The sequence below is a fragment of the Arenibacter amylolyticus genome, assembly GCF_002150785.1.
Taxonomy (GTDB): domain Bacteria; phylum Bacteroidota; class Bacteroidia; order Flavobacteriales; family Flavobacteriaceae; genus Arenibacter; species Arenibacter amylolyticus.
On the sequence record NZ_MTAZ01000006.1, the window covers coordinates 82,845 to 89,746 of the forward strand.

The following is a 6,902-nucleotide window of genomic DNA, read 5'->3' on the forward strand; positions in this document are numbered from 1 at the left end:
GAACTTGCGTAATATTTGCAATCTTTGTCTTTATGGGAACGGAATTTTATATAGCGGAATTACTTTATAGATATAATTGTGTTATGGTGCCAGAATTTGGCGCGTTTTTAACCCAGATGGAGTCTGCGGTAATTAACGAACACAACAATACATTTGTACCACCAAGGAAGAGTATCTCTTTCAACGGACAGCTTAGGTCCAACGATGGTCTATTGGTTTCGTATATGGCAGAGGCCGAAAGGACATCTTATGAGGAGATGCAGCAAAAAATTGCCTTGGTTTCCCAAGAGTGGACACAGCGTTTGGAAGCAGGTGAAGAACTGAGGTTTCCCAATTTGGGCGTTTTATGGCGCAACAACGAGGGGAAGACTCAATTTCAACCTTCTAACGAAGTTAATTACCTTACCTCTTCCTTTGGACTGTCTTCCTTTGTAGCTGCCCCAATCCAACGGGAAGTTATGAAAGAGGAAGTAGTAGCCTTAGAGGAAAAAATTCCATTTACCATTACTCCCGAAGCCCGTAAGTCTAGAAGTAATAGGCCTTACTTTAAATATGCCGCTGTGGTTTTATTGGCAGTGGCCACTGGTTTTACCGGGTATAGGTTGTATAATGAGAATGTAATTACCCAACAATTGGTAAGGCAAGAAGCCCAACAACAGGTTTCCAAAAATATTCAGGAAGCAACCTTCTTTAATACCGCGCCTTTAGAATTGCCGGTAATTTCCCTATCTATTAGTACTCCTAAAAAGAAGGAGTCTCATCAGATTATTGCTGGTGCCTTCCGAGTTAAGGGAAATGCGGAGAAAAAGGTAACCCAATTAAAAGGGAAGGGGTATAACGCTTCCTATATAGGGGAAAACGAGTATGGTCTGCACATGGTTGCCTACGGGACTTATGATGACGCTGAGGTTGCACTAAAGGAACTGAGAAAAATAAAAACTTCCGAATCTTCCGAGGCTTGGATGCGCTCTGTAAAATAATTGCGCTTCTATTTTTCACCTTATTAATAGCAGTGTATCTTTGGGCAAAAATTGATATTTATGCAGCCCAAAACACCGAGTGAATCGCGTACTTTAATGACCGATATGGTTTTACCTAGTGAAACCAATCCACTGAACAACCTTTTTGGAGGAGAGCTATTGGCCCGTATGGACCGGGCTGCCAGTATTGCTGCCAGGAGGCACAGTAGAAGGATTACGGTAACCGCCTCTGTGAACCACGTAGCCTTTAACCAAGCGGTGCCGGTAGGTAGCGTGGTAACCGTAGAAGCTGCCGTTTCCAGGGCGTTTAATACGTCCATGGAGATTTTTATAGACGTTTGGATGGAAGATCGTTTTAGCGGGGAGAGATCCAAGGTGAACGAGGCCATATACACTTTTGTAGCAGTAGATGATAGTGGTAGGCCTGTTAAGGTACCAGAACTATCCCCAGAAACTCCTTTAGAAAAGGAACGATTTGCAGCCGCATTGCGCAGAAAACAATTGAGTTTGGTACTAGCAGGAAAAATGAAGCCCAAAGAGGCTACGGAACTGCGCGCCCTCTTTATGGATTAATATTCCCTGGAGGAGGCTATTTTATCCTCTATAAGTATGTTTGTCACGGGCTACCAATTGGTGGCTCCATGACGACCCGTTAATCTGTTTACTCAGTAATTATCCCGCTTTCGGGAAGTGCTTTAAATCACAATTGATAAATCCAGTCTTCAGGATTTAGTTTGGTAGCATCTCGGTACAAATAGAACTTTAATTGGGTGCTGCCATTGGACTTGCTGGTGTAGATTTCCCCCAAACTGTCCTTTATTTTAACCTTGTCTCCCTTTTTGACATTCACGGTAGACAGATTGTAATAGGTGCTTATATAGTTACCGTGTTTAATCTGAACCCCCTTGTTACCCCCGGGAACAGATAGTATGGCAATTACCTCTCCTTCAAAGATAGATCGGGCCTGGGCACCTTCGTCCGTAGCAATAATAACACCATTGCTCTGGTGTTTTATACCGGGGTATACAGGATCCTTGTAGATCCCAAAGCCCTGTCTTTTAATTCCCGTTTCCACAGGCCAGATTAACTTCCCTTTATTGGCAGCAAAATTATTGGCTACTATAGTGGCTTCTGGGGTCATTACAAATTTACTGCTGCCGGCAGTTTTGGTATTCGTAGATTTTCCGGCTTCTTTATTGGCGGCGGCAATGGCATTTCGTATTAGATGCTCTATTTGTTCATCAATTCGTTTTGCCTCCTGTTGTTTCTTTTTAATTTGGGCCGCATACTTACTTTCGTTCCGCCTTATATTTTTTAATAGTTCTTTTTGAGATTGCATTTCCTTAAACAGCTGATTTTTCACCAGGGTGTTCTCTGCAACCAATCTGTCTTTTTCTTTGCGCTGTGTGGAAAGTTCCTTGTTAAGTTGGGTTAGCTCGTCGGTTTTTTTCTGAATCTCTTCCCCTTGTTCTTTACGGTATTGGGTGTACTGTTTCATATACTGAAACCGCTTAAACGCCTGGAAGAAGTCGTCCGCAGACAACAGAAACATAAGTCTACTCTGTTGGGATTTGTTTTGATAGGACTTTAGAATCATGTTGGCGTACTCCTCCTTTAATAGTTCAAGGTCTTTCCGTAGTTTCCCTATATTTCTAATGTTGGTGTTTATCTGCCTGTTTAACAGGTTGGCTTGTTGGTTGGTTACGCGGATTAGTTGCTGCCTTACATTGATCTTGTGATCCATGGCTTCTAGCTGCTCCAATACATTGCCCCGCTCTTTCTTCTCGGCAAAAAGCAAGCGGTTAATTTCCTTAATCTCCTTTTCCAACTGTTTCCGCTTAGTCTCAAGGGCTTTTTGCTCATTAGATTGTGCAACAAGACCTGTACCTCCAAGAAGGCATGCAAACAGTAGGAGATATGTAAACAAAGACCTTCTAATTCCCATATTCCTTTAAGGCAATTTCTTTAAAACCATTGGGAATACTATAGGGGAAGTTTAAGGCCCTATTGAATTCCATGTTTCTAAATTCTAGGCGGATGTTATTGGAATTATCTCCGTCCAGCGCTAAGATCTCTATCTTGTTAGGAAGGATCCAGTGGCTTACTTTTTGGTAATTTTTATATTGAATTTCCAACAGCCGTTTATTCCAGGGTTGCGAGAGCTGCTGCGTGGCCATCCGATAATTTTGAGGTTCTATCTGGAAAAGTGTTTTAAAGAGGTCCCCAGATTTCTTAGGTTTTAGCTGGTAATTGTTATTCGCGATATCTACCGTGTATTTCTGATCCCTTAAATCAAATAAGGCCTCCCCTAGAAGTAAGCTTTGTACTTTGTTGAAATCTAGATCCGTTCCCAAAAGCTGACTTAAATAGGAAAAGTCGCCATCAAAATATTCGTTGTCCAATTTATTGTAAAAGGATACCCTATTAGGGGTAATATATGCCTTTACGATCCCCAAGGGGGCGCTAATCCATATGGCCTTGTCCTTTTCCATTCGTAAGGAGACATTGACGCTGTTGGAGGTAGCTCCGTCTTGGTATTCTATTTTCATTCTTCCGCTCAGTGTCTTGAAGCTCAGGTTATTGTAGTAGTGGTTTCTAATAACCGATTTTGCACTGACATTCTCATCTACCGTCCCGTCTGTTACTACGCTGGTAGATTTACAGGAGGCGAGTAGTGAAAGCATTACTAGCACTACGGCCCACTGTTGAAGATGTATTTTTATATTTCCCATTGTGTTAAGACCCGGATTTTAATTTGCTAAGATACATATTTGCCTTGGAAGAATTTCCTAAAGCGGTGTGTGCACTTGCCAATTCTTGGTATATCTTTTTGGATAGGCCCTCATCGTCTAATATAAAATCTAAACCCGATTCCAAAATTGAAATGGCTTCTTTATGGCTTCCGTTTTTATGTAATGCTACGCCATAGGTGTAATAAAAGTAAGGTTGTACGGGGAAATGCTCCATTGCTTCTAAGCTTTGTGCCTGTAATTCCGTATAATTTTCCTTGCTCAAAAGATCTTGGAGCAATCGGAAATACCTATCCATTGGATTTTCCTCCTTTGTTGGTACTATCACTTCCTCTACATCCTCCTGTTCTGTTGTATGAAGGGAATCTTCAATTTTTTGTGTGAATTCTGTAGAAAAAGAGCTTTTTTCCATCTCCTTTAACACTTCCATAGCGGCCTCATAGCGTTGCTGCTGGTAGTAGATTAACACGGCATTTTTCTTTAAGTCCATATTGCTGATGGGGAGCTGTTGCTTTATATCTACGAGATGGAGACCTTGACTGGCAAGAATGCCGAGGGTGGTATGAAGCACCCAATAATCTTGAGGCCTCTTTCTTAAGGTTGCTAGGGCATGTTCCTGAGCTTTTACATAGTTTTTGGAGGCTAAGTAGGCTTTTGCCAACTCATAGTCTACAATCGCATAATCTAGCCCCATAGCCTTACATTCTAGCAGGAGGTTAATGGCTCGGTCATAGTTTTCTATGCCCTTTTGTTTTAAAGCTTCAAAAAACTTCTCTTGGAATTCGTCTGTATACGCTTCCATGGTAAGCTCGGCACTTTCTTCCTCCTCAAAAAGTTCGTTTTGCGCATGGGAGGTTATAGGGGTTAATAAAAACCCTATCATTAGGAGAAAGAAGGTACCTATCTTGTTCATTTCACCAACTTTAGTTTACAAGTTTATTGGCTTTCCAAAGGCCTCCGTATCAAAAGTACGATGTTCCATGTGACCTGGAACGGTCTCTGCATAATTATTTAATGCCTGTACTTCCAAATCCACCTTCCCCACGCGAGGTTTCGGAAAGCACGTCTACTTGGTTCCATTGTGCCCGTTCGTGTTTGGCAATGACCATTTGAGCAATGCGCTCGCCATTCTCAATTACGAAGGACTCATTAGAAAGGTTCACAAGAATCACGCCGATTTCCCCTCGGTAGTCTGCATCGATGGTTCCAGGGGCATTCAGTACCGTAATTCCCTTTTTTGCTGCCAACCCACTTCGTGGTCGCACTTGGGCTTCTACGCCTATGGGTAGTTCTATAAAAAGGCCTGTTTTAATAATGGCCCGTTCCATAGGTTGTAAGGTGATGGGCTCGGAAATATTGGCCCTTAAATCCATTCCTGCAGAGGCTAGGGTTTCGTAATGGGGTAGGGGGTGATCCGATTTATTGATGATGTTTATGGTCATTTTTTTAAGAATATTTGTTTTAATGTATTGTTTTCAAACCTGTATACCAATCCCAAAAATATAAGAAGAAATATACTTCCAATAATCAAATTCCGGTCAAAAATATAGAACGATGCCACCGAGAAAAGAATGGAGCATCCTAGGTAAAATAATATCTTCTTTAGGTTATAGGGGATGGGATAATACTTTCTTCCGTAATAATACGATAATAGCATCATGCTGGCGTACGCCAATAAGGTAGCTATTGCCGATGCCTTATAACCAAATTTGGGTATGAATGCGAAATTAACCACAATGGTCAGCACGGCGCCAGCGATGGATATATAGGCGCCAAATTTGGTTCTGTCCGTTACCTTATACCAAACGGAAAGGTTGTGATAGATACCTAGGCAAAAAGCCGCTAATACAATTATGGGAACTACGGACATGGCCTCCCAGTAAGAACTGTCCCGTACGAAAAGCAATTTCAGTAAATCGGCATAAACGACTACCCCTAATAAAATAATGCTTCCAAAAATCACGAAATAATTGGTGATTTGCGCATAGGCCTTTTGGGGGTTTTTGGAGGAAGAGTGGCTAAAAAAGAAGGGCTCTATACCAATTCTAAAGGCGGTAGCAAACAGGGTCATAAACATTGCTAGTTTATAGCAGGCAGAATATTTTCCAATTTCGCTCTCTGCAATATCAGCAGGCAAGAGGTAAGACAGGAGAATTTTATCAAAAACCTCGTTGATAGTAAATGCAATGCCGGCAACTAGAACGGGCATGCCATAGCGCATCATTTTGCGCCACAGTTTTTTATCAAAAACATAGGGTTGTCTTACATACAACTGCAGCATAAACAAGAGGGTAATGCCGCTGGCAATGAGGTTAGATATAAAGATGTACGAAAGTTCAAAATTAGGTCTGTACCAAGCGGAGAGAAACGAGTTGGGGGTTTCTGCCACCCAGTTGGGCAATAAAATCAGGAAAAATATATTCAGTCCAAAATTAATGGAGACGTTTAGGATTTTAATCACCGCATAGCGCATGGGCCTTTCGTTGGCCCTGAGCCAAGCAAAGGGGATAATAACGAGGGCGTCTAAGGCTAAGATATAAATAGCGTAATGGATGTACTTAACGTCTATTTGGGTGACGCTGGCAATAAAGTCTTTTAAGAATAGGGCAAGAACAACAAATAGGAGGGTAGTGCTTCCAATGGTTATTAAGGAGGTGGTAACCACCTTAGAGCGATCTTCTTCTTTGTTGTAGAACCTAAAAAATGCGGTTTCCATTCCATAGGCCAAGAGGACGTTAAAGATGGCAAACCAGGAAAATATAATACTGATTTCGCCATAGCCTGCAGTTTCTAAAACCCCGGTGTAAAGGGGTAGTAGAAGAAATGATAGCATTCTCGGCAATACAGTTGCCAAGCCATAGATAAAGGTCTGCTTAAATAGTTTTTTTATCTGACTCAAAGAAATCTATGAATTAGCCTTAAAAATAGAGATTTAATTAATAGGTGCAAAGTTAGTGAATAAGGTTCTGGAAGGGACTATTATTTACCCCTATTGTTGGAGGAGGCAAGTTTGGTTGCTGTGTTGGGAGGTAGTGGACAAAAAAAAGCCCCACATTGCTGTAGGGCCTTAATTTTATTCTTTTCACAATTGAAAAGATAATGATTTAATGCTCCGTCTAATTGTTCAGCGCTTCCGCGGTTTTAAAATTTGACTTCGCTAATGCTCCGTCTA

General features: G+C 41.5%; 7 protein-coding genes. 2 read left to right on the forward strand and 5 right to left on the reverse strand.

The features are described from left to right. Positions 1–32: 32 nt before the first annotated feature. Together BV214_RS04185 and BV214_RS04190 are read left to right on the forward strand one after the other, a co-directional pair. Positions 33–980, forward strand: a complete 948-nt coding sequence (locus tag BV214_RS04185) for an HU domain-containing protein (protein ID WP_086476235.1) — start codon at positions 33–35, stop codon at positions 978–980. Between the two features lie 60 nt (positions 981–1,040). After that, positions 1,041–1,553: an acyl-CoA thioesterase gene (locus BV214_RS04190; protein ID WP_086476236.1), complete on the forward strand. Its 513-nt coding sequence runs from the start codon at positions 1,041–1,043 to the stop codon at positions 1,551–1,553. A gap of 127 nt (positions 1,554–1,680) precedes the next feature. Here BV214_RS04190 and BV214_RS04195 read toward each other — a convergent pair whose 3' ends face one another. The 5 genes from BV214_RS04195 to BV214_RS04215 all read right to left on the reverse strand — a co-directional run bounded on the left by BV214_RS04195 (position 1,681) and on the right by BV214_RS04215 (position 6,629). Then, the gene (locus BV214_RS04195; RefSeq protein ID WP_086476237.1) at positions 1,681–2,925 is read right to left on the reverse strand and encodes a murein hydrolase activator EnvC family protein; all 1,245 of its coding nucleotides are present in this window, start codon (positions 2,923–2,925) and stop codon (positions 1,681–1,683) included. Further along, entirely contained in the window at positions 2,915–3,712 is a 798-nt protein-coding gene (locus BV214_RS04200; protein WP_245806741.1) for a DUF4292 domain-containing protein, read from the reverse strand. The genes BV214_RS04195 and BV214_RS04200 overlap by 11 nt, the downstream gene beginning before the upstream one ends. 4 nt (positions 3,713–3,716) lie before the next feature. After that, complete coding sequence (locus BV214_RS04205) at positions 3,717–4,643, reverse strand: tetratricopeptide repeat protein (RefSeq protein WP_086476238.1); 927 nt, start codon at positions 4,641–4,643, stop codon at positions 3,717–3,719. A gap of 94 nt (positions 4,644–4,737) precedes the next feature. Next, positions 4,738–5,172 (reverse strand): dUTP diphosphatase, encoded by a 435-nt coding sequence (gene dut / locus BV214_RS04210; protein WP_086476239.1) that lies wholly within the window; start codon positions 5,170–5,172, stop codon positions 4,738–4,740. Continuing rightward, positions 5,169–6,629 carry a lipopolysaccharide biosynthesis protein gene (locus BV214_RS04215; RefSeq protein WP_086476240.1) on the reverse strand — a complete coding sequence of 487 codons (1,461 nt, stop codon included), beginning with the start codon at positions 6,627–6,629 and terminating at the stop codon, positions 5,169–5,171. The genes dut and BV214_RS04215 overlap by 4 nt, the downstream gene beginning before the upstream one ends. Between the last annotated feature and the right edge of the window lie 273 nt (positions 6,630–6,902).

Coding starts and splice junctions, on each gene's coding strand:
- BV214_RS04195 (WP_086476237.1), bottom strand. CDS start 2,925: ATGGGAATTAGAAGGTCTTTGTTTACATATCTCCTACTGTTTGCATGC.
- BV214_RS04185 (WP_086476235.1), top strand. CDS start 33: ATGGGAACGGAATTTTATATAGCGGAATTACTTTATAGATATAATTGT.
- BV214_RS04190 (WP_086476236.1), top strand. CDS start 1,041: ATGCAGCCCAAAACACCGAGTGAATCGCGTACTTTAATGACCGATATG.
- BV214_RS04200 (WP_245806741.1), bottom strand. CDS start 3,712: ATGGGAAATATAAAAATACATCTTCAACAGTGGGCCGTAGTGCTAGTA.
- BV214_RS04205 (WP_086476238.1), bottom strand. CDS start 4,643: ATGAACAAGATAGGTACCTTCTTTCTCCTAATGATAGGGTTTTTATTA.
- dut (WP_086476239.1), bottom strand. CDS start 5,172: ATGACCATAAACATCATCAATAAATCGGATCACCCCCTACCCCATTAC.